This window comes from Kitasatospora sp. CM 4170 (assembly GCF_032110285.1).
Classification (GTDB): domain Bacteria; phylum Actinomycetota; class Actinomycetes; order Streptomycetales; family Streptomycetaceae; genus Kitasatospora; species Kitasatospora aburaviensis.
The window spans coordinates 7,166,690-7,188,250 of sequence record NZ_CP134877.1; the positions used below are offsets into that span (position 1 = coordinate 7,166,690).

Below are 21,561 nucleotides of genomic sequence, written 5' to 3' on the forward strand. Positions count from 1 at the left end.
GGTTGCCGTCCGAATCTGTGCGGAACCTGAGAGGAACATCACGTTTCCGTGATGATCCCTTTCCGGGTCCGCCCTAGTCTGCCACCCTGACAGCCCGCGCCCGAACCATGCGCCCAGCGGGCGCCCAGGATTGCCCCCGACAGGGCACGATACCGCCCGTACGGACTCGGGCGGCGGGCGAGGCGGTGCAATCGCGTGCTCGCGGGGCAGCGAGACTATGGGGATGAGCACAACCCGCTTTCGCCCTTCCCGCCGGTTCTGGCCCGCCTGCGCCGCCCTGGCCGTGGTGGTCGCCGTGGCCGGCTGCAGCAGTACCGGAGGCAGACGCGCCGAGCAGGCCCGCGCCAAGGCCGCGGCCGCCGCCGGCAGCGCCGTGACCACCCCGCGCTGGAAGGTCGCCATGGTGACCCACGCGGGCGCCGGCGACGCCTTCTGGGACACCGTGCGCAAGGGCGCCGAGCAGGCCGCCGCCAAGGACAACATCACCTTCCTGTACTCCAACGACGCGCAGACCCAGAACCAGGTCCAGCTCGTCCAGGCCGCCATCGACCAGAAGGTCGACGGCCTGCTGGTGACCCTCGCCAAGGGCGACGCGCTCGCCGACGTGCTCGGCAAGGCCAAGGCCGCCGGCATCCCGGTGATCACCATCAACTCGGGCCAGGAGTACTCCGCGAAGTTCGGCGCGCTCACCCACATCGGCCAGGACGAGTCCACCGCGGGCCAGGCCGCCGGCGCCGAACTGGCCGCCCGCGGCCGCAAGAGCGTCCTCTGCGTCATCCACGAGCAGGGCAACGTCGGCCAGGAGCAGCGCTGCGGCGGGGCCCAGAGCAGGGCCGGGGGCGCCTTCCAGGTGCTCTACGTCGACGGCGTCAACATGCCCGACGCGCGCGCCGCCGTCGCCGCCAAGCTCCAGGCCGACCCGGCCATCGACACCGTGCTCACCCTCTCCGGCCCGATGGCCGCCACCGGCCTGCAGGCCGTCCAGGACGCCCACCGCGCGGTCGAGCTGGACACCTTCGACCTGGGGCAGGCGGTGGTGGCCGGGCTGAAGGCCGGCTCCGTCGGCTTCGCCGTCGACCAGCAGCCCTACCTCCAGGGGTACGAGGGCGTCGACCTGCTCTGGCTGTACCGCTCCAACCTGGACATGCTCGGCGGCGGCAAGCCGGTGCTGACGGGCCCGCAGATCCTCACCCGGAACGACGCCGACGCCCTCGCCGAGTACGTTGCGAGGGGGACGCGTTGAGCACCGACGTCCTCGTCCGGGAGCGCCCGGCGGCGGTGCGGCGGCTGCTCGCCCGCCCCGAGCTGGGCGCGCTGATCGCCGCGGTGGCGGTCTTCCTGGTCTTCGCCGCCGTCGCCGAACCGTTCCTGCGGGTCTCCTCGCTGGGCACCGTGCTGTACGCGGCGTCCACCATCGGCATCATGGCGGTGCCGGTCTCGCTGCTGATGATCGGCGGCGAGTTCGACCTCTCGGCCGGCGTGCTGGTCACCACCGCCGCGCTCACCTCGTCCATGGTCAGCTACCAGCTGACGGCGGTGACCTGGGTCGGCGTGCTGGTCTCGCTGGCCGTCACGCTGGCGATCGGCTTCTTCAACGGCTGGATGCTCAGCCGCACCAAGCTGCGGAGCTTCATCGTCACCCTGGGCACCTTCCTGATGCTCACCGGCGCCAACCTCGGTGTCACCAAGCTGGTCTCCGGCACGGTCTCGACCAAGCCGATCTCCGACATGGAGGGCTTCGCGTCCTGCCGGTGGCTGTTCGCCTCCGAGGTGACCGTCGGCGGGCTGACGATCCGGGCCACCGTCTGGTGGTGGCTCGGCCTGGTGGCGGTCGGCAGCTGGGTGCTGCTGCGGACCCGCTTCGGCAACTGGATCTTCGCGGTCGGCGGCGACGCGGCCGCGGCCCGCGCGGTCGGCGTGCCGGTCGCCCGGACCAAGACCGTGCTCTACCTCGGGGTCGGCTTCGGCGCCTGGGTGCTCGGCCAGCACCTGCTGTTCTCCTTCGGCACCGTGCAGTCCGGCGAGGGCGTCGGCAACGAGCTGATCTACATCGTGGCGGCGGTGATCGGCGGCTGCCTGATCACCGGCGGTTACGGCTCGGTGGTCGGCGCCGCGCTCGGCGCGTTGATCTTCGGCATGGTCGGCAAGGGCATCGTCTACGCCCAGTGGAACCCCGACTGGTTCAAGTTCTTCCTGGGTGCGATGCTGCTGCTCGCCGCCCTGCTGAACTCCTGGGTCAAGCGCCGCGCCGAGAGGGGACCGCGATGACCGAGCTGCTCGCGCTCGACCGGGTCGGCAAGACCTACGGCACGGTCCGCGCCCTGGAGGACGTCTCGCTCACCCTGCGGGCCGGCGAGATCAGCTGCGTGCTCGGCGACAACGGCGCCGGGAAGTCCACCCTGATCAAGATCATCGCCGGGCTGCACCGGCACGACGAGGGCACCTTCACGGTCGGCGGCGAGGAGGTCCGCTTCGACTCCCCGCGCCAGGCGCTCGACCGCGGCATCGCCACCGTCTACCAGGACCTCGCGGTCGTCCCGCTGATGCCGGTCTGGCGGAACTTCTTCCTCGGCTCCGAGCAGGGCCACCGCCGCTGGGGCGGGCTTCGGCTGGACGCCGACGGCATGCGCGCCACCACCCGCGAGGCGCTCGCCCGGATGGGCGTCGACCTGCACGACGTCGACCGCCCGATCGGCACCCTCTCCGGCGGCCAGCGCCAGTGCGTGGCGATCGCCCGCGCCGTGCACTTCGGCGCCAGGGTGCTCATCCTGGACGAGCCGACCGCCGCGCTCGGCGTCAAGCAGTCGGGCGTGGTGCTCAAGTACGTCACCGCCGCCCGCGACGCCGGCCTCGGGGTGGTGCTGATCACCCACAACCCGCACCACGCGTACCTGGTCGGCGACCACTTCACCCTGCTCAAGCGGGGCCGGTCGGTCGGCAGCCACCCCCGGGCCGAGATCGGACTGGAGCAGCTCACCACCGAGATGGCCGGTGGCTCCGACCTCGCCGAGCTCTCGCACGAGCTGGGCCGGCCCACCGACCCCGCCCCCGAACCCCGTGAGGAGCGTCCGCAGCCGTGACCAGCCCCAACGCCGGCACCCGGCCGCCGGTCCTGCCCAACCTGCTCGGCCTCGGCCCGCGGGCCGAGCGCCGCCGGCGCGCCCTGCCCGCCGGCGTCCTGCGGCTGCCCACCATCGGTGTCGACATCGGCGGCACCAAGGTGGTCGCGGGCGTGGTGGACGGCGAGGGCAAGGTGCTGGAGAAGGTGCGCACCGACACCCCCGACAAGAGCAAGAGCCCCAAGGTCGTCGAGGACGTCATCGTCGAGCTGGTGCTCGAACTCGCCGACCGGCACGACGTCCACGCGGTGGGCGTCGGCGCGGCCGGCTGGGTCGACGCGGACCGCTCCACGGTGCTGTTCGCCCCGCACCTGAACTGGCGCGGCGAGCCGCTGCGCGAGGCGCTCAGCGAGCGGCTGCGGTTCCCGGTGATCGTGGAGAACGACGCCAACGCGGCCGCCTGGGCCGAGTGGCGGTTCGGCGCCGGGCGCGGCGAGGACCACATGGTGATGCTCACGCTGGGGACGGGGATCGGCGGCGCCGTGGTCCGGGACGGCTACGTCGACCGGGGCAAGTACGGGCTGGCGGGGGAGTTCGGGCACATGCAGGTGGTGCCCGGCGGCCACCGCTGCCCCTGCGGCAACCGGGGCTGCTGGGAGCAGTACTCCTCCGGCAACGCCCTGGTGCGGGACGCCCGGGAGCTGGTCGCCGAGGAGTCGCCGGTGGTCCAGCCGCTGCTGGCCCGGGCCGGCGGCACCGTCGAGGGCATCACCGGCCCGCTGGTCACCGAGGCCGCCCGGGCCGGCGACCCGACCGCCACCGAGCTGCTGTACGAGGTGGGCACCTGGCTCGGCGTCGGCATCGCCAACCTGGCGGCCGCGCTCGACCCGGGCCGCTTCGTCATCGGCGGCGGCGTCTCCGAGGCCGGCGACCTTTTGCTCGCCCCGGCCCGCGACACCTTCCGCCGCACCCTGACCGGCCGGGGCTTCCGCCCCGAGTCCACCATCGTGCACGCCGCCCTGGGCAACGAGGCCGGCCTGGTCGGCGCCGCCGACCTGGCCCGCCAGGTGGCCCGCCGCTTCCGCACCATCAAGCGCCGCCGGGTGGAGCGCAGCGTGCCGTAGCGCGTCCCGGCCTTCAGGCAGTGAGGGGGCGCCCGCCTGACGGTGGGCGCCCCTTCGCCGCCCCGGCGTACGCCGGGCCCCGGGTGGAGCGTCAACTGCGCGGTGGTACCGGTGCGGCCCTGTTGTCCGGGCCATGCCTCCTGTGAAACAACGGAGTTGACGCCGACTCGGGAGGCCCTTCGGATGAGAGCTCTGGCCCGCATCACCCCGCCGATCCTGCTCGCCACCGCCCTGGTCTGCTCCGCCGCGGGGCCGGCCGGAGCGGCGGAGCCACCGCCCAAGGTGCCCGAGGCGGTGGGCTGGGGCGGGGCGGTGGCCAGCGTGGACGCCGACGCCACGGCGGCCGGGATCGAGGTGCTGCGCAAGGGCGGGAACGCGGTGGACGCCGCCGTCGCCGTCGCCGCCGCCCTCGGGGTCACCGAGCCGTACTCGGCCGGGATCGGCGGCGGCGGGTACTTCGTCTACTACGACCACGCCACCGGCCGGGTCTCCACCATCGACGGCCGGGAGACGGCCTCCCGGACGGCCGACACCTCGCTGTTCCTGGAGGACGGCAAACCGCTGCCCTTCGCCGACGCCGTCACCAGCGGCCTCTCCGTCGGCGTGCCCGGCGCCCCGGCGACCTGGGAGACGGCCGTCCGGCTCTGGGGCAAGCGCTCCTTCGCCGACGCGCTGCGGCCCGCGGAGCGGATCGCCGAGCAGGGCTTCACCGTCGACCGGACCTTCCAGGACCAGACCGCGCTGAACCAGGCCCGGTTCAAGGACTTCCCCGACACGGCGAAGCTCTTCCTCCCCGGCGGGGCGCTGCCCGCCGTGGGCTCCACCTTCCGCAACCCGGACCTCGCCGCCACGTACCGGCAGCTCGGCCGCGAGGGCACCGACGCGCTCTACCGGGGCGACCTCGCCGCCGACATCGTCAACACCGTCCAGCACCCCCCGGTGGACCCGGCCTCCGGCCGCAACGCCCGCCCCGGCAAGGTGGACGCCGCCGACCTGGCCGCCTACCGGGTCCGCCGGCAGCAGCCCACCCACGTCGCCTACCGCGACTACGACCTCTACTCGATCGCCCCCTCCAGCTCCGGCGGCACCACCGTCGGCGAGGCGCTCGGCATCCTGGAGGACGGCGAGGTCGGGCAGTACGACGGCACCCAGTACTACCACCACTTCCTGGACGCCAGCCGGATCGCCTTCGCCGACCGCAACCGCTGGGTCGGCGACCCGGCCTTCAACGACGTCCCCGTGCGGGAGCTCCTCTCCGAGCGGTACGCCGCCTCCCGGGCCTGCCTGATCAGCCCCGACCGAGCCCTCACCAGCCCGCTCGCCCCCGGCGACCCGCGCCACCCCGCCCGCTGCGGCGACACCGGCGCGGCGCCCGCCGCCGAGCCGTACGAGGGGCTGAGCACCAGCCACCTCACGGTGGCCGACCGGTGGGGCAACGTCGTCTCCTACACGCTCACCCTGGAGCAGACCGGCGGCAGCGGCATCACCGTCCCCGGCCGCGGGTTCCTGCTCAACAACGAGCTCACCGACTTCAACTTCACCCCGCTCACCCCCGGGGTGCCCGACCCCAACCTGCCCGGCCCCGGCAAGCGCCCGCGCTCCTCGCTCTCGCCGACCATCGTGCTGCGCGACGGCGAGCCGCTGCTCGCGACCGGCTCGCCCGGCGGTGCGACCATCATCACCACCACGCTCCAGGTGCTGCTCGGCCGCCTCGACCGCGGCCTCAGCCTGGAGCAGGCGATCGCCGCGCCGCGCGCCAGCCAGCGCAACACGGCCGCCACCCAGGCCGAGCCGGACTTCCTCGCGCTGCCCGAGCGCGCCCGGCTGGAGGCGCTCGGCCACGTGTTCGCGAGCACGCCCGAGATCGGGGCGGCCACCGGCGTCGAACGGCTGCCGGACGGCCGGTGGGTGGCCGCCGCCGAGCCGGTGCGCCGCGGCGGCGGTTCGGCCGCGGTGGTGCGGCCCGCCCCCTGACGCCGACCGGGTCTGTCGGTGCCGTTCGGTAGATTCGGGGTGGGCGTCCGCTCGGGCGCCCGCCCCCGTCCGTACCGCCACCGGGAAGGCCGCAAGCCGTGACCGTCCGCATCGCCACCTGGAACATCAACTCCGTCACCGCGCGGCTGCCCAAGCTCCTGGAATGGCTGGAGAGCGCCAAGCCGGACGTGCTCTGCCTCCAGGAGCTCAAGTGCGCCAGTGACGCCTTCCCGTACGAGGAGGTGCGCGAGCTGGGCTACGAGACGGCCGCCCACGGCACCGGCCGCTGGAACGGCGTCGCGATCGTCTCCCGGCTCGGCCTCGACGACGTCGTGCGCGACCTCCCCGGCCAGCCCGGCTACCTGGCCGACGGCGCGCTGCTGCCCGACGTCGAGCCGCGGGCCGTCGCCGCCACCTGCGGGCCGGTCCGGGTCTGGTCGGTCTACGTGCCGAACGGCCGCGAGGTCGACCACGCCCACTACCGCTACAAGCTGGAGTGGCTGGAGGCGCTGCGGGTGGCCGCGGCCGAGGACGCGGCCGGCCCGCGCCCGTTCGCCGTCCTGGGCGACTTCAACATCGCCCCCACCGACGAGGACGTCTTCGACGTCGCCGCCTTCGAGGGCCTCACCCACGTCACCCCCGCCGAGCGCGAGGCGCTGGCCGCCCTCGCCGGGGCCGGTCTGCAGGACGTCGTGCCCCGCCCGCTCAAGTACGACCGCCCCTACACCTACTGGGACTACCGCCAGCTGGCCTTCCCGAAGAACCGGGGCATGCGGATCGACCTCACCTTCGGCAACAAGCCCTTCGCCGACGCGGTGACCGACAGCTACGTCGACCGCGAGGCCCGCAAGGGCAAGGGCACCTCCGACCACGCGCCGGTCGTGGTCGACCTCGACCTCTGAGCCGGCCGGATCATTCCGCGCAGCACCTGGTCCCCCGAACGGTCCAGAGCGGTGGCCGGGCGGGGGACGGGTGCCTAGCGTCGGTGCATGACTGGGTGTGGTTGTTCGATCACGAGGACATCGGAGTCCCCGGCTGCGCCCGAGAATCCCGGAGGTTCCGGCATGCGCCCCACGCGTACGGCCGCCGCCGCCCTGATCGGCGCGGCGGTGCTGACCGGCCTGACGGCTCCCACCGCGCTGGCCAAGGACGGCGCCGCCACGGTCAGCCCGTCCCAGGCCGCACCGGGTCAGACCGTGACGGTCACGGTCTCCTGCGACAAGTCCGACAAGCCCAACGCCAAGACCATCACCGCCCACTCCCAGGCGTTCGAGGGCGGCCCGGCCACCCTCACGCTCGGTTCGGACGGCAAGCACACCGGCTCCGCCCGGCTGGCGGGCAAGAACAGCGGTGACAACAAGGTCGACGGCACCTGCCCCGACGGCGCCGTCTTCTCGACCAGCGTGACGGTCACCACCGTCGCCGCGTCCTCGCCCGCGGAGGGCATCGGGTCGTGGAGCCAGGCGGCGGGGGAGTGGGCCGGTTCGCTCGGCCAGTCCGGCGCCGGGAGCCAGCAGGTGGCCCCGCACGGTGCCGTGAAGACCGGGCTCGGCGGCTCGGTCGCGGCCAACCCGGCGGAGCTGGCCGGCGGCGCGGCCCTGGTCGCCGGCGGCATCGGCGGCTTCTGGCTGCTGCGGCGGCGGGCCGGCGCCGGCTCGATCTGAAGGGCGTGCTGCACGGAGGTGCCGCCGGACCACCGGTCCGGCGGCACCGCTGTGTCCGGGACCGGACGGACCCCCGGACGGCGTTCGGTCAGGGTCCGGCCGGACCCCGGTCAGACGGTGGCGGCCCGGACGGTGGGCCGGAGGGAAGGCCGGGCGGCGGCGGGCCCGGCGGCGGGCGCCTGCTCGCTCCGCAGGGTGCCGCTCGCCAGCAGGTACTGGGCGATGACGTACGTCGCCATGATCCAGAACTGGTGGCCCGGCAGCTCCCGCCACTTCGCCAGCTTGGTCGCGATCAGTGTGTCCGAGAGCAGGAAGAGCGCCCCGCCCAGGCCGGCCCGCCGGCCGAGGCCCGCCGAGGTGACGGCGGTCGCGGCGAGCAGCAGGCTGTAGCCCGCCACCGGGATCTGCAGGTCGCCGAGGTCCGGCCAGAGCCGGCCGATCATCGTCGCCCAGGCCGTCGCGTACGCGGCGGCCACCAGCAGCGCCCGCCGCCGGTCGGTCAGCGCCCCGCGCCGCACGAACATCGTCACGTAGCAGACGTGCGCCGCCGCGAACGAGCCCATGCCGGCCAGGAACGCGGTGTCGTTGCCGAGCTGCAGCAGCACGTCGCCGCCGGTGCTGAACAGCAGCGCCGGCGCCAGCAGCTTCGGGGCCTCCCGGCCGGCCTCGGTGGCGGCCGTGACGCTGTGTGCGGCCAGCAGGGGCATCAGGGCCGGCTTGGTGGTGTGCCGCAGCACCGGGGTCCCGGTGAGGATCGCGCCCAGGTGGGCCGCGGAGGTGGCGGCGTAGCCGGCGAGCAGCCCGGTGGCGGAGCGCAGGCGCCCGCCGAGAACGGCGCGGGTGGTCGTACGGATGCTCATGCGGCGGTGTCCTCCGGGTGGGTGGTGCGGTGCGGTGCGCGGGCGCGGCGGGGCAGGGGCGGGCGGGCCCGTTCGTCCGCACCCTAGGCGACCGGACCCGCCCGTGGAAGACATTGTTACCGGTGCGTAGCCCCGGTGCCGACCGGGCGGTGACGCGGCGGCGGATCCGCGCGGCGGCGGGGAGGCCCGGGGGAGATGCGGGGGATGCGTGGAGGGGTCGCCGGTACCGGCGGAGCCGGGCAGGTCAATTCGCCGGGAGGACCGGTTGCTGCCACCGTGGGCGGCACCCACCGTCTAGTCTGGTCCACGACATGGAGCAGCAGGAGTACGCGGCCGGCGCCACGCAGGTGGCCGGCGGCACGGCGGACGGGCGTACGGGCGGGGCGGGGCGAAGCACCACCGACGCCGTCGCCGCCGTACGCGGAGCCGGGCCTGACGCTCCGCAGGTGCCCGCGCCGGCCGACTCCGCCGACGGGCTCTCGCCCGACCCCGGGCTGCTCCGGCTCTCCCGGTGGTTCGCCGAGGCCGATCCCGGCACCGCCGACGACCTCTGCGCCTCCTCCTTCGGTCTCTACCCCGCCCGGCACTTCGGCGCCCCCGCCGAGGCGGCCCCCGCGCCGACCGTTCCCGCGCCGACCGTTCCCGAGCAGACCGCCGCCGGGGCCGCCGCCGGGGCCGCCGCCGGGGGCGCGGCGGACGTCAGCTGGTGGCACGGCCCCACCGCGCACGCGGCCGCCGCGCTGCGCGCCCGCGAGACCCGCCCGGCCCGTGGTCTGCGCCGGGCCCGGCGGGACGTCGACAACCCGCCGGTCGTCCGCTCGGGCGCCAAGCCCGGCAGCCCCGGGCGGCACCGCAAGCCCGAGCGGTCCCGCGGCGCCGCGGCCGTGCCGCCGGGCCCGGCCGGAGCGACCGGTGGGGCCGGCACGCAGGACCGTTCCGCCGCCGCGGCTGAGCAGCGGATCGCCGCCCGCCTGCTGCTCGCCCACCCGCTGGTCACCGCCTCCGGCCCGCACGCCGACGGCTTCCCGCTGATCCGCCGTCACCGTGACTGGCTCACCGAGCGCTTCGACACCCTGCTCGGCTACCGCCTCGTGGTCGGCCCCTGGCACGCCCGCCTCTGCAAGGCCGGGCTCGGCCCCGGCGCCACCCGCCGGCTCGAACACCCGGCCACCGGCGAGCCGTTCACCCCCGGCGGCTACGCCCAGCTCGCCCTCGTCCTGGCCCTGCTGGTCGACGCCCCGGAGCAGTTGCCGCTCGGCCGGCTGCGGGCGGCCGTGCGCGCCGCCGAACCCGGAGCGGTCCCCGCCGCCGCCCCCGGCGACCTCGCCATGGCCCTGGCCGCACTCGCCGACTGGCAGGTGCTCACCGGCGTGCCCGCGGATCCGGCCGACGAGGACGCCGTCCTGACGGTCGACCGGGAGCTGGCCCGTGCCGTTCCCGCCGGGCCGCCCGCGCTCGCCGCCGACGCCGCCGACCTGATCCACCGCGCCGCGGAGGCCGAACCCGGTACCGCCGTCCGCCGCCGCCTCGCCGAGACCCCGGCGGTCCTCGTCGCCGACCTGCCCGAGGACCAGCGCGCCTGGCTCCGCGAGCACCGCCACAGCGGACCGGCGGCCCTCGCCGAGTTCCTGGGCCTGGAGGCCGAGTCGCGGGCCGAGGGCGTCGCCCTGCTCGACCCCGCCGAGGAGCTCACCGACCTCGTCCTGCCCGGCCCCGGCACCCTGGCGCACGCCGCGCTGTTGCTGGTGGAGCGTCTGGTCGAGGAGGTCCGCCCGCTGCCCGGCGAGCCCGAGGAGGACGCGGAGGCCGCCGGCGGCGAACCGGCGGTGCCGGTCGTCCCGGTTCCCGACGCGCTGATAGACGGCGTGCTCGGCGACATCGCCGACGAGTACGGCCTCCCGGCCGGCTGGCGGCGGGACTACCTCGCCGACCGCACGGCCCTGCGCCGCGACGCGCTCGACCTGCTGCACCGGATGGGCCTGATCACCCCCACCCCCCGCGGCACCCGTCCGCCGGGCTGGCTGCTCCGCGCCCCCGCCGCCCGCTACGCCCCCGCGGCGGACCTCCTGCCGACGCCGGGCACCGGCCGTCACTCCCGCCGCGACCCGGCGGTCACCATCCCGTCCCCCGCCGGCGAACGCGCCGAGCAGCGGGCCTAGATCGGCTGGACGACCAGGCGGTTTCCGCACAGCCGTTCCATGTCATCCACATCGGACGTGAAGACGGTGACATCGCCGGGCTGGCGCAGCGCGACGGCTGCGAGCACGGCATCGATGGCGTACTTGTGCCCGTGCAGGCCGGCCTCGGCGAGCAGGTGGATTGCCTGGTCGGAGACGTCCTGGGTGATGGGCACCACGACGATCCGGGACAGTATCCACTTCCAGGCGGCCTGATTGACGCGAGCGTGATGCGCTTCGACGAGCGTCATCGTGGTCGTGACGACCGGGATGCCGTGGCGCTGTGCGTACTGCAACTGCGCGCCCATCGCGCGGTTTCCGAGCGCGGTCTGTGAGAGGCCCTCGGAGTCCAGGACGTAGACAGAGGTGCTGGTCAACTCGCCCGACGCTCCTCTTCGAGGAGGCGGGCCCTGCGAGCAGCGTGCCGGGCGACCAGAGCGCGGTGGGCGGCCTCGGCCTGGGCCTGCTCCTCATCGGTGACGGGCCCGTATTCGGCCTCCCACCAGTCCACCAGTTCACCCAGGCGATCGCGTTCGGCCTGGCGTTCTATGGCCTGGGTGACGTAGCGACTGAACTCGCCGGGGCCGACCTTCGCTCGGATCTCCTCGGCCAGCTCTTCGGGCAGCGTCACGGTGTACTTCTTGGTCGTGGCCATACCGGCGACCCTACCATCCATTCATGTGGCCCGGATCACATCACCTGCTCGCCGTGGTGGTCGCCACGGTGTCGTGCCGGACGGTCTCGACGGTGGCGCCGACACCGAGGGTGCCGAGGGCGACGGAGGCGAGTACGGCGGCGCAGGCGAGGAGGCGGCGGTGCCGCTGGGGGAGCGGGAAGCGCGGATCCTGGGAGGTCGCCGGAGGGTGGGCGTTCATGTCACGGAGCGTTCCAGGGCGGCGTTAACGATCGCTACGCGCGGGTGAAGTCCGGATGGGGGGTGGGCGTCGGCTTGTCGGATATGCCCCACCGCGCCCGGGCGCCGCCGTCGCGGCGGACTCGCCGGCCGGCGACGGGGCCGGACAATGGACCCATGTCGTCCGATGCCCAGCGTGCGGCCGGCGGCGGGGCCGGGCGCGCCGAGGAGGCCGCGGGCTCGCCCACGACCGGGATCGTCAAGCCGCTGCCCGCGGAGTGGTTCGTCCCGCACGGCACCAACGCCGAGATGCGGTGGGACGCGTTGCGCGACGCCGACGGCCGCAGCACGGTCGGCCGGCACGTCCCGGTGGAGCGGTTCTTCGTCCGCAATCACACCCGCACCCCGCTGATCGACCCGGCGGCCTGGCGCCTGCGGCTGTTCGGCAGCGGGCTGCGCGGCGCGCCCACCGCCGGGCGGGCGGTCGAGTTCGGCCTGGACGACCTGCGGGGGCTGCCCGCCACCCGGATCGACGCGCTGATCGAGTGCGCCGGCAACGGCCGCGGCTTCTTCGCCGGCCAGCAGCACCAGGCCGTGCCCGGCACCCCGTGGACGCTCGGCGGGGTCGGCTCCGCCGAGTGGCGCGGCGTGCGGCTCGCCGAGGTGCTGCGCCTGGCCGGCCTGACTCCGGAGGCGGTGGACGTGCTGCCGAGCGGTCTGGACCCGGAGTACACCGTCGGCGGGGTCGACTTCGGCCGGGTGCGCCGCCCGCTGCCGGTGGCCAAGGCGCTGGACGACGTCCTGCTCGCCTACGAGATGAACGGCGAGCCGCTGACGCCCGATCACGGCGCCCCGGCGCGGCTGGTGGTGCCGGGCTGGGTCGGGATCGCCTCGATCAAGTGGGTCGGCGCGGTCGAGGTGGCCGACCGGCCGCTCCACTCGCCCTGGAACACCGACTTCTACCGGCTCTTCGGCCCCGGCCACCCGGTCGGCGGCAGCGCGCCGATCACCGGCCAGGCGGTGAAGAGCGCCTTCGAGCTGGCACGCGACGCCGTGCTGGACGCCGGCCGCACGCACCGGCTGCACGGGCGGTCCTGGTCGGGCGCGGCGCCGGTGCGCGGGGTGGAGGTGAGCACCGACGGCGGCCGCCGGTGGCACCGGGCCGAGCTGCGGGACGAGCCGCGCCGCGACGAGTGGACGCGCTGGAGCTTCGACTGGCGCCCGGACCGGCCCGGCCGGTACGAGCTGCGGGCCCGCGCGACCGACCGGCTGGGCGGCACCCAGCCCGAGGCGGCGGTGTTCAACCGGGAGGGCTACCTGTTCGACGCCGTGGTGGTCCACCCGGTGACGGCCGTCTGACACCCGGCGCGCGGGCGGGCGGCCGGCACGGCCCGGTGGGCCGCCGGCCGCCCGGACCGGCTCACACGGTCGGCCGGACCTCGGACAGCACCTCGGACCGGATGTCCGGCCGCACCTCCGCCAGGCCCTCGTAAGGAGCCGGGAACGGCGTCTCGTACGGGGTCAGCACCAGCCGCACCACGTCCTCCAGCCGCCGCCGGGCGTCGCCGAGCGTGGTGCGGCCGGTCACCCAGGCCGTCAGCTCGCCCTGCCAGGCGTGGCCGACGATGTGCCGCACCAGGTCGCTCGCGGCGGCCGGCACCTCGGCCATCACCGCCTGCAGGGCGGCGCTGTCGGCCCGGGCCATGCCCTGCAGCGCCTCGCTGGCGAACGGGTCGGTGGAGGCGGCGACGGCCACCCGGAGCCGGGCGAGCTCGGGCTGGCGCTGGTAGGCGCGCATCCCGCCGCGGACGAAGCGCACCACCCGGTCGGTGGCGCCCAGTCCGGCCCGCGGCCCGCGCAGCTCCGCCACCAGGTCGGCCAGGAGCAGCCGGTGCCACTCGGCGATCGCCGCCGCCAGCAGGTGGTCCTTGGACGAGAAGTAGCGGTACGCCGTCCCCAGGGCGACTCCCGAGCGCTCGCAGACCTGCTTCATCTGCAGCCGCTCGACGCCGATCTCGTTCACCAGGGCGAGTGCGGCCGCGATCAGGGATTCGCGGCGTTCCAGCTGACGCGGAGACATCGCCTCCACCGGTCGTGGTGACAGGTCAACCTTGGTCACCCGCACCATGATACGGCTCGGGGCCGCTCAGGAGTATGACGCCGACCGGCCGCCCCGCGTTCGCCCGCCGTCCGCCTGCCGGTCGGTGCCGGCTCCGCGACCGCCCCTCAGGGGCCGCCCGACCGGCCCGCGACCGGCCCGCGACCGATCCACGACCGCTCCACGACCGCTCCGCGGGCGCCCCTCCGGCCGTCCTTGAGCCCCCTTCGGGTTCTCTTTCGTCCCCGTCGCGCCCCCGTCCAGTCCCCGTCGGGTCCTCTTCGAGCGCGGCCCGGCCGCCCGGGCGGCGGTCAGTGCGGCCGGGCGCCGCGGTCGCGGATGAGCGCCTCCTGGACGGCGGAGGCGACCAGCCGTCCCTCCCGGTCGTAGAACTCGCCGAGCGACAGCCCCCGGCCGTCCGAGGAGGAGGGGCTGCGCTGGGCGAACAGCAGCCACTCGTCGGCCCGGAACGGGCGGTGGAACCACATCGCGTGGTCCAGCGAGGCCATCATCAGCCGCGGCGGCTCCCGCCGCTGGAAGAAGTTCGGCTGGACGTGCAGCCCGGCGGTCGAGGCCAGGGTCAGGTCCGACAGGTAGGTGAGCGCGCAGACGTGCAGCAGCGGGTCGTCGTCGTCCAGCGGCGAGCCGGTGCGCAGCCAGACGTACTGCTGCGGCATGCCCGGGACGGCCGGGGGCAGTCCGGGGGCGTCCTCCGGGACGAACCGCAGGTCCAGCGAGCCGAAGCCGCCCGAGCGGGCCAGCTCGGCACGGGCCGCCTCGTCCCAGAGCGAGAGCGCGTCCGGCAGCTCCTCGGGGCCGGGGACCGGCGGCGCCTCCCGGTGGCGGTCGGCAGCCGCCTCGGACCGCTTGAACGAGGCGGAGAGGGTGAAGATCGCCGCGCCGCCCTGCACCGCCGTCACCCGCCGGGTGGCGTACGACATGCCCTGGCGGACCCGGTCGACCTCGTAGCGGATCGGGCGGGTCGGATCGCCGGGGAGCAGGAAGTAGCCGTGCAGCGAGTGCACCGGCCGGTCCGGCTCGACGGTGCGCCCGGCGGCCGTCAGCGCCTGCGCGGCGACCTGGCCGCCGAAGGCGCGCATCGGGGCCCCGGCGTGGCACTGGCCCCGGAACGTGTTCTCGTCCAGCTGCTCGATCCGCAGCAGCTCGGCGAACGGGCCGATGGTGTCGGTGGCCCGTCTCTCCTGTTCAGTCACGTCGGTCACGGGCCCATAGTGGCAGAAGCCAACGGTCCGACGGTGTGACCTGGGTAACCATTTCGGGCGAACATCAGCCATAGAACCTGTTGCAGTCCCGGCCGTGTCCGACGGGTTGTCAGTGGCCGCGCCTAGCGTGCTCCACATGTCGCAAGCCGCACACGCGTACGCCTATCTGCGCCCGTCCGCCGTCCTCTCCGACGCCGCCGGCCCGCGCCTCGCCCTGGAGACCTCCGGCGGCGCCACCCCGCTCGGGGCGGTCGCCAACCCGCGCTTCTTCGCGGGCTTCCTGGCCGACCCGGCCCCGGCCGCCGCCGCGCTGCTCGCGGTCGCCGACGTCGCCGCCGCCCGCTACTACCAGCCGCAGCTGCGGGCCTCGCTGGACCCGGTGGTCACCGCCAACGGCGACCGGCTGCGGTTCGAGTCCTTCTCCGGCTGCTGCGGTGTCTACGCCCGCCTCGACGTCCTCCGGGCCGGGCTGGACGGTGACGAGATCGGCCACGGCACCACCAACGTCGACGTCAACAACCCGCTGCGGGAGGCGCTCACCCGGATCGGCCCGGCCGAGCCGCTGCACCTCGCCGTCGGGCCGGACGCGCTGGAGGTCACCACCTTCGACGGCCCGGTCGTCGAGAAGAAGGTGCCGCTGCCCGAGCGCTGGCTGCGCGGCTTCGCCGAGACCCAGGTGACGGCCGCCGGGTTCGACCTGCGCGCCGAGCTGCCCGCCGCCGAGGCGGTCCGCTTCCTGCGCTCGCTGCCGCGCGGCGGCGGCCGGGCGGGCGCCCGCACCGCCGGGTGGGTCGTCCCGGTCGGCGGGACGCTGCGCCCGACCACCCGGCCGGTGCCCGGTGCGGTCTGCCTGCCCGGCCCGGACCGGCTGGCGGCGCTGCAGCGGGTGCTGCGGCACGCGCTGGCGCTGCGGGTCTACGGCCCGGCGGTGCCCGGTGACGGCCCGACGGCCTCGGCCTGGGAGGTGGTGCTGCCCGGGATGCGGCTGACGCTCACGCTGTCGCCGGACGCCTCGCGGGGCTTCTCCGGCGAGGGCGGCGTGCTCGGCGCGCTGGCCACCGGGACGGCCGAGCAGGACGCCGACCTGGTCGCCGTCCTGCTCGCCTGGGAGCCGCGGATCGAGGTGGCCGAGCTGGCCGAGCAGTCCGGGCTCACCCCCACCCGGGTCCGGGCCGCGCTGACCAGGCTCGGCACCGCCGGGCAGATCGGCTACGACACCGCCGAGGCCGCCTACTTCCACCGGCAGCTGCCGTACGAGGCGGGCCGGGCGGAGGCCCGGAACCCGCGCCTGCGGGCGGCGCACGCGCTGGTGGAGGCGGGCGCGGTGCGCCTGGACGGCGACGGATCGCTCGCGACCGTCACCGTGGACGACCACATCCAGCGGGTGCGGACGGACGAGGCCGGCCGGACCAGCTGCACCTGCCTCTGGTGGGCGAAGTACCGGGGCGGGCGGGGGCCGTGCAAGCACGCCCTGGCGGTCGGGATGGTCCGGGAGCGCAACGGCTCGGCTCTCAGCGGCTCGGGTCGCGCCGGCTCGGCTCTGAGCGGCTCCGGTCGCAACGGCTCGGGCGCTGCGGCGGCCGCCGCGGGCCCGGTGGGCGGTTCGACCGCCCCGAACGGGAAGGAGCCGGTCGCGTGAGCGGCGTCGAGGAGCTGTTGACGGCGGTTCGGGAGGGGCGGACGCCCCAGGTGCCGGCCCTGGTGGCCGCACTCGGGCCGGCCGAGCGCCGGGCCTGTCTGCCGGTCCTGAAGGAGCTGCGCAAGGAGGTCCGCGGCCAGTGGTCCAAGGAGGCGAGTGCGCAGAGCGGGGCGCTGCTGGTGGCCGGGGCCGGCTGCCACGCCGGCCCGGCCGGCGCCGCCACCTGGATCAACGGGCGGGACTTCGCCGAGCGGTCCTGGGCCCGGCACCCCGCGCTCGCCGAGGTCGTCCGGGCGCAGCCGGTCGAGTGGCAGGTCGAGGTGGCCACCCGGCTGGCGGCCCGGCGCGGCTCGCGCTGGGGCTGGGACCTCTACCCGCTGATCGAGGAGGTGGTCCGCCGGACCGGCTGCCCCGTTCCCGCGACCGACGCCTTCACCGCGGAGTGGCTCGACCGGCTCGGCGCCACGGGCGGGCGCGACGGCCGGCCGCGGACGCTGCAGGAGCTGATGACCGCGGACGCCTTCACGCCGGTCCTGCTGCCCCGGGTGTTCGAGCTGGACGACGTCGGCTGGCAGCTGGAGGCCCGGTACACCGACCGGCCCGGGGACGCCTTCCCGGCGGCCGTCGCGATGCTGGCGATGACCGGCACGGTGGACCGCGCCGAGCTGCTCGACCGCTGCCTGGCCCGGCTGGTGCGCGGCGGAAAGCCCGCCGACCAGCGCGCCTTCCTCGGCATCCTGACGGCGCTGGCCCCGGACGATGCGGAGTACCGGAAGCACGCACGGAGCCTGGTCGCCATGCTGGACGGCCTCTCGGTGGTGGCCGGCCACGCCCAACAGGTGCTGGCCGGCCTGGACGAGCGCGGCCCGGTCGAGCCGGAGCTGCTGGCGGAGGCCTCGGCCGTGGTGCTGTTCCGCACCGAGAAGAAGCTCGTCCGGGCCCAGCTGGCCTGGCTGGACAGGGCCGCGAAGCGCGCGCCGGAGCAGGCCGGCCCCGTGGTGCTGGCCGCCGCCGAGGCGTTCGCCCACCCGGACACCGCCCTCCAGGAGCGGGCGCTGAACGTCGTGGCCCGGCACCTGGCGAAGGCCGGCGAGGCCGTCCTGCCCGAGCTGCGGTTCGCCGCCGAGGGGCTCAACCCGGCCCATCACGCGCGGGCCGGCGAGCTGTTCGGCGCACCGGTCGGGGGTGACGGCGACCCGGACGCCGGGTGGATCGAACTGCTTCCGCCCGCACCGGTGCCGCGGCCGCTGGGCGCGCCGATCGCCACGCCGGCCGAGGTCGCCGAGGAGCTGTCGGCGCTGCTCGCAGCCCTGGAGGCGGACGTCGCCGGCTTCGAACGCACCCTGGACGGCCTGGTCCGGCACGCCCACCGGGACCACGCGGCGCTCGCCGAGGCGCTGGAGCCGGTCCTGCGGGTGCACACCTGGAACGGCGCCGTGCGCTGGCTGGACTGCTCCCCGGCCGATGTGCTGTACGTCGCCGCCGCGATCGCCGGGCGGGTCGACCCGCACCGGCGGGGCACGGTCTTCCGCGACAAGGGCCGGGACGCGCTGCGCGGCGACCACAACACGCCGTACGGGAACGTGCTGGCCGCGCGGCTCGCGGAGGCCGCCCGGCGGGTCACCACCGACCGGCCGCCGCTGCTGCTCGCCACGCCCAGCGACGCCACCGGGGCGGTCGCGGCGGCCGAGCTGGTGGAGCGGATCGCCGCGTACGAGGCGGCCGGTGTCCAGCCCGGGACGGCGGACCTGCACGCGGCCCTGCTGCGGCTCGCCCCGACCGCCGACCCGGCGGTGCTCGCCGACGCCGGCCGGCTGGCCTCACCGGCCGGGCGGTGGGTGGCACAGTGGCTGTGCGACGGCGGGCTGCGGTCGCTGCCCTCGGAACGGGTGGTCTTCGACCCGGGCCCCGGGTCGAGCGGCAGCCGGCTGCACGGCCCGAACTACTGGGAGCGCTCGTGGGAGGACGTCGACCGGGTGCTCGTCGCCCAGCCCGGCGTCGGGGCGGGGCCGCAGGGCCCGGCCGGCGAGCGCCTGGGCGAGGAGTTCCGTGCCCTGCTGGAGGCCACCGAGCCCAGCATCGCCCGGGCCCGGAAGCTGAACGCCTGGCTCTTGCCGACGGTGCACTGGGTGGCCGTGCTGCCGCACCACCGGGAGGAGCAGACGGCCCGGTGGCTGGACTGGTTCGCGGGCGCGGCCGACCGGGAGCAGCGCGGGGCCGCGGGGCTGCTGCCGGTCCTCGCCGAGGCCGGCGGCCCGGCCGGGCTCGCGGTGCACCTGGCGGTGGCCTACGGCCTGGGCGCGCGCTTCCCCGAGGACCGCACGGCCGCGGTGGACGCCCTGCTGGTGCTCGCCGCCCGCGGCGACCTGGACCCCGGCCTGCTCGGCCGCGAGCTGGGCGACCTGATCGCCCGCGGCACTGTGAAGCCGAACCGGCTCGGCGAGGCGCTGGCCACCGCGGCCGCAACCGGCGCGTACGCGACCGTCTGGTCCGTGCTGGCCCCGGCGCTGCCGGCCCTGCTCACGGGCGAGCCCGCCCGGGGCGCCGGCGAGGTGCTGGCCGTCGCGGCGGACGCCGCACGGCGCTGCCGGGCCCGCGGGCCGGTGGCGGAGGTGGACGCGGCGGCGGCCCGGCCGGGGTCGAGCCGGCTGGTGAAGGAGGCGCGCTCCCTGCGGGACGTCCTGGCCGGCTGAGCAGGGCCGGTTGAGCAGGGCTGGTTTGAGCAGGGCCGACGCCGGCGCGGGCCCGGGGCCGACCGCGGCCCCGGGCCTCGGCGCGGTTCTCGGGCCCCGGCGCGGGCACGGTTCTCGGGTTGGCGGTTCGCGGGCGAGCGGGAGCCCGCCCGGCCGTCACACCGCGACGCCGTCGCCCTCCGTCGTCGCCACCGGCCGGGCCGGGGGACGCTCGGGGGCGGTGACCGGGGCGGCCGGCACGACCAGCCCGGAGTCGTCCTTCGGCGGGGCGGCGACCGCCCGCCACCAGAGCCGCAGCGCGGGCGGGTCGGCCGGCTCGAACGGCTTGCCGGGGCGGGGCGCCGCCAGCCGCGCACCGAGCGCCTGGGCCGCGGCGACGACCCGCTCGGCGGGCTCCTCCCACGGGTGCGGTGCCAGGTTGAAGGTGCACCAGTGGATCGGCAGCAGCAGCTCGCCGCCGAGGTCCAGGTGGGCCCGGACGCCCTCCTCGGGCGTCATGTGCACCTCGGGCCAGTAGTCGCAGTACGCGCCGACCTGCATCATCGTCGCGTCGAACGGGCCGAGCCGGCGGCCGATCTCGGCGAAGCCCGGGAAGTAGCCGGTGTCGCCGCTGTGGAAGAGCCGGTGCCCGCCGCCGGCCACCACCCAGGAGGCCCAGAGGAACAGCGCGCTGGTGCGCGGCCCGCGGCTGCAGTAGTGCCGGGCCGGGGTGGCGGTCAGCGTCAGCCCGGCCACCTCGGCCGACTCCCACCAGTCCAGCTCGACGATCCGCCCGGCGGGGACGCCCCAGTGCTCCAGGTGCGCGCCGACGCCGAGCGGGACGGCGAAGACCGCGCCGGTGCCGGTGAGCGCGCGGATGGTCGCCATGTCGAGGTGGTCGTAGTGGTCGTGCGAGACCACCACCACGTCCACCGGGCCGAGTTCGCCGAGCGGCAGCGGCACCGGGTGGAGCCGCTTGGGGCCGGTCCAGGCGAACGGCGAGCAGCGCTCGCCCCAGACCGGGTCGAACAGCACCCGGCGGCCGTCGAGCTCGGCCAGCACGGTGGCGTGGCCGAGCCAGGTCAGCCGCAGGCCGGAGGCGGGCGGGACGGCCAGGTCGACCGGGAGCAGTCGGTGCAGCGGCACGGCGGCCGCGGGCACCCGGCGGGTCTTGTCGGCGGCCAGCTGGGCGCGGGTGATCTCCAGCGGCGTGCGCTCGTAGACCAGCCGGCGGGTGGGCAGGGGGTTGCGGAAGGCTCCGTCGGCGAACTGCGGTGAGCGGCGGATCCGGGCGAGCCGTTCGCCGCGGGGATCGGCGCCGAAGGCGTCGGTGCGGATCCGGTGCCAGGCCGCCCGGGGGAGGCCGGCCAGTCCCGGTCCGGTCCGGTCGGCGGAGGGCGCGGACGGCGTGGTGGACGGCGAGGTCAGACCGGCGACGCGGGAGTACCACGGAACGGGGCGGGGCACGGCACCTCCAAGGACGGTTACGGCTACCGGACATGCCGGGGCGCGCACCCAGGGCGGTGGGGCCGCTGAGGTACGACAACCATCTCGTCGGAGGTTACTCGCAGTGGGCCGTCCGGACCTGGTGGGCGGCCCGCCGCGGGCCGTTCGGCGTACGGGCGGCCCGGGCCGGGCCCGACCGGCCGGGCCCGGGGTCCGAACGGCGCCCGGCCCGCGCCGGAGGGGTGGCCGGTGGCCTCAGGCGTAGAAGCGGGTGATCGCCTCGGCGACGCAGTGCGGCTTGGCGCTCTCGGCGCTGGTGATGGTGAAGCGGACCACCACCTGGACGCCGCCGGGCACCTCGGTGGCCGAGACCAGCTCCGCGGTGGCCCGGATCGCCGTGCCGACCGGCAGCGGCGCGGGGAACCGCACCTTGTCGGAGCCGTAGTTGAGCGCCATCCGCACGCCCTCGACGCCGTAGCACTCCTTGGCCAGCACCGGGATCATCGACAGTGTCAGGTAGCCGTGCGCGATGGTCGAGCCGAACTGGCTCTCCTTCGCCCGCTCGGGGTCCACGTGGATCCACTGGTGGTCCCCGGTGGCCTCGGCGAACAGGTCGATCCGGGACTGGTCGACGGTGTGCCACTCGCTGGTGCCCAGCTCGGTGCCGACGGCGGCGGTGAGGTCGGCGAGGGACGCGAAGATCGTCACGGTGCGCTCCTGGTGGCAGGTGGGGGTGTGGACTCGGCAGAGTATGCCTACTCGCCGGTCACCT

General features: G+C 75.8%; 19 protein-coding genes. 11 read left to right on the forward strand and 8 right to left on the reverse strand.

All coding sequences use genetic code 11. From position 1 onward, the window contains the following. Positions 1–217 precede the first annotated feature (217 nt). The 7 genes from RMN57_RS30225 (at position 218) to RMN57_RS30255 (ending at position 7,821) form a co-directional block, all read left to right on the forward strand. Positions 218–1,243: a substrate-binding domain-containing protein gene (locus tag RMN57_RS30225; protein ID WP_380233486.1), complete on the forward strand. Its 1,026-nt coding sequence runs from the start codon at positions 218–220 to the stop codon at positions 1,241–1,243. After that, complete coding sequence (locus RMN57_RS30230) at positions 1,240–2,268, forward strand: ABC transporter permease (RefSeq protein ID WP_313766459.1); 1,029 nt, start codon at positions 1,240–1,242, stop codon at positions 2,266–2,268. Before RMN57_RS30225 ends, RMN57_RS30230 begins: the two co-directional genes overlap by 4 nt. Continuing rightward, positions 2,265–3,080, forward strand: coding sequence for an ATP-binding cassette domain-containing protein (locus tag RMN57_RS30235; RefSeq protein ID WP_313766460.1), 816 nt, complete (start codon positions 2,265–2,267; stop codon positions 3,078–3,080). The genes RMN57_RS30230 and RMN57_RS30235 overlap by 4 nt, the downstream gene beginning before the upstream one ends. 41 nt (positions 3,081–3,121) lie before the next feature. Next, positions 3,122–4,183: an ROK family glucokinase gene (locus tag RMN57_RS30240; protein WP_313768018.1), complete on the forward strand. Its 1,062-nt coding sequence runs from the start codon at positions 3,122–3,124 to the stop codon at positions 4,181–4,183. A gap of 183 nt (positions 4,184–4,366) precedes the next feature. Beyond that, positions 4,367–6,157, forward strand: coding sequence for a gamma-glutamyltransferase (ggt, locus tag RMN57_RS30245; protein WP_313766461.1), 1,791 nt, complete (start codon positions 4,367–4,369; stop codon positions 6,155–6,157). 98 nt (positions 6,158–6,255) lie between these two features. Further along, positions 6,256–7,059, forward strand: a complete 804-nt coding sequence (locus RMN57_RS30250) for an exodeoxyribonuclease III (protein WP_313766462.1) — start codon at positions 6,256–6,258, stop codon at positions 7,057–7,059. Between the two features lie 162 nt (positions 7,060–7,221). Further along, complete coding sequence (locus tag RMN57_RS30255) at positions 7,222–7,821, forward strand: hypothetical protein (RefSeq protein ID WP_313766463.1); 600 nt, start codon at positions 7,222–7,224, stop codon at positions 7,819–7,821. A gap of 110 nt (positions 7,822–7,931) precedes the next feature. On the opposite strand, the gene RMN57_RS30260 is transcribed toward RMN57_RS30255, so the two are convergent. After that, complete coding sequence (locus tag RMN57_RS30260) at positions 7,932–8,681, reverse strand: lysoplasmalogenase (protein WP_313766464.1); 750 nt, start codon at positions 8,679–8,681, stop codon at positions 7,932–7,934. A gap of 311 nt (positions 8,682–8,992) precedes the next feature. On the opposite strand from RMN57_RS30260, the gene RMN57_RS30265 reads away from it, so the two are divergent. Continuing rightward, on the forward strand, positions 8,993–10,840 hold the full coding sequence (locus tag RMN57_RS30265) for a DUF2398 family protein (protein WP_313766465.1): 1,848 nt from the start codon (positions 8,993–8,995) through the stop codon (positions 10,838–10,840). On the opposite strand, the gene RMN57_RS30270 is transcribed toward RMN57_RS30265, so the two are convergent. From RMN57_RS30270 to RMN57_RS30280, 3 genes are read right to left on the reverse strand one after another with little or no spacing between them, the layout of a single operon-like run. Beyond that, positions 10,837–11,235, reverse strand: a complete 399-nt coding sequence (locus RMN57_RS30270; protein WP_313766466.1) for a hypothetical protein — start codon at positions 11,233–11,235, stop codon at positions 10,837–10,839. The genes RMN57_RS30265 and RMN57_RS30270 overlap by 4 nt on opposite strands. After that, the gene (locus RMN57_RS30275; protein ID WP_313766467.1) at positions 11,232–11,513 is read right to left on the reverse strand and encodes a hypothetical protein; all 282 of its coding nucleotides are present in this window, start codon (positions 11,511–11,513) and stop codon (positions 11,232–11,234) included. The genes RMN57_RS30270 and RMN57_RS30275 overlap by 4 nt, the downstream gene beginning before the upstream one ends. 40 nt (positions 11,514–11,553) lie before the next feature. Next, on the reverse strand, positions 11,554–11,733 hold the full coding sequence (locus RMN57_RS30280) for a hypothetical protein (RefSeq protein WP_313766468.1): 180 nt from the start codon (positions 11,731–11,733) through the stop codon (positions 11,554–11,556). Positions 11,734–11,888: 155 nt separating this feature from the next. On the opposite strand from RMN57_RS30280, the gene RMN57_RS30285 reads away from it, so the two are divergent. Continuing rightward, positions 11,889–13,070: a sulfite oxidase gene (locus tag RMN57_RS30285; protein ID WP_313766469.1), complete on the forward strand. Its 1,182-nt coding sequence runs from the start codon at positions 11,889–11,891 to the stop codon at positions 13,068–13,070. Between the two features lie 61 nt (positions 13,071–13,131). On the opposite strand, the gene RMN57_RS30290 is transcribed toward RMN57_RS30285, so the two are convergent. Beyond that, positions 13,132–13,830 (reverse strand): TetR/AcrR family transcriptional regulator, encoded by a 699-nt coding sequence (locus tag RMN57_RS30290; RefSeq protein ID WP_313766470.1) that lies wholly within the window; start codon positions 13,828–13,830, stop codon positions 13,132–13,134. Positions 13,831–14,120: 290 nt separating this feature from the next. Next, on the reverse strand, positions 14,121–15,032 hold the full coding sequence (locus RMN57_RS30295; RefSeq protein WP_313766471.1) for an acyl-CoA thioesterase II: 912 nt from the start codon (positions 15,030–15,032) through the stop codon (positions 14,121–14,123). Positions 15,033–15,168: 136 nt separating this feature from the next. Between RMN57_RS30295 and RMN57_RS30300 the strand changes: the two genes are divergently transcribed. Then, positions 15,169–16,671, forward strand: a complete 1,503-nt coding sequence (locus RMN57_RS30300; protein ID WP_313766472.1) for an SWIM zinc finger family protein — start codon at positions 15,169–15,171, stop codon at positions 16,669–16,671. Next, positions 16,668–19,364 (forward strand): DUF6493 family protein, encoded by a 2,697-nt coding sequence (locus RMN57_RS30305; RefSeq protein ID WP_313766473.1) that lies wholly within the window; start codon positions 16,668–16,670, stop codon positions 19,362–19,364. Before RMN57_RS30300 ends, RMN57_RS30305 begins: the two co-directional genes overlap by 4 nt. Before the next feature lie 156 nt (positions 19,365–19,520). On the opposite strand, the gene RMN57_RS30310 is transcribed toward RMN57_RS30305, so the two are convergent. Together RMN57_RS30310 and RMN57_RS30315 are read right to left on the reverse strand one after the other, a co-directional pair. Continuing rightward, entirely contained in the window at positions 19,521–20,714 is a 1,194-nt protein-coding gene (locus RMN57_RS30310) for an MBL fold metallo-hydrolase (protein ID WP_313768019.1), read from the reverse strand. A 330-nt stretch (positions 20,715–21,044) separates the two neighbouring features. Beyond that, positions 21,045–21,497 (reverse strand): MaoC family dehydratase, encoded by a 453-nt coding sequence (locus tag RMN57_RS30315; protein WP_313766474.1) that lies wholly within the window; start codon positions 21,495–21,497, stop codon positions 21,045–21,047. Positions 21,498–21,561 lie beyond the last annotated feature (64 nt).

What these genes read in the sequence shown, in the direction of transcription:
- RMN57_RS30225 (WP_380233486.1), top strand. Translation starts at nt 218, where the DNA reads ATGGGGATGAGCACAACCCGCTTTCGCCCTTCCCGCCGGTTCTGGCCC.
- RMN57_RS30235 (WP_313766460.1), top strand. Translation starts at nt 2,265, where the DNA reads ATGACCGAGCTGCTCGCGCTCGACCGGGTCGGCAAGACCTACGGCACG.
- ggt (WP_313766461.1), top strand. Translation starts at nt 4,367, where the DNA reads ATGAGAGCTCTGGCCCGCATCACCCCGCCGATCCTGCTCGCCACCGCC.
- RMN57_RS30255 (WP_313766463.1), top strand. Translation starts at nt 7,222, where the DNA reads ATGCGCCCCACGCGTACGGCCGCCGCCGCCCTGATCGGCGCGGCGGTG.
- RMN57_RS30260 (WP_313766464.1), bottom strand. Translation starts at nt 8,681, where the DNA reads ATGAGCATCCGTACGACCACCCGCGCCGTTCTCGGCGGGCGCCTGCGC.
- RMN57_RS30265 (WP_313766465.1), top strand. Translation starts at nt 8,993, where the DNA reads ATGGAGCAGCAGGAGTACGCGGCCGGCGCCACGCAGGTGGCCGGCGGC.
- RMN57_RS30275 (WP_313766467.1), bottom strand. Translation starts at nt 11,513, where the DNA reads ATGGCCACGACCAAGAAGTACACCGTGACGCTGCCCGAAGAGCTGGCC.
- RMN57_RS30280 (WP_313766468.1), bottom strand. Translation starts at nt 11,733, where the DNA reads ATGAACGCCCACCCTCCGGCGACCTCCCAGGATCCGCGCTTCCCGCTC.
- RMN57_RS30285 (WP_313766469.1), top strand. Translation starts at nt 11,889, where the DNA reads ATGTCGTCCGATGCCCAGCGTGCGGCCGGCGGCGGGGCCGGGCGCGCC.
- RMN57_RS30300 (WP_313766472.1), top strand. Translation starts at nt 15,169, where the DNA reads ATGTCGCAAGCCGCACACGCGTACGCCTATCTGCGCCCGTCCGCCGTC.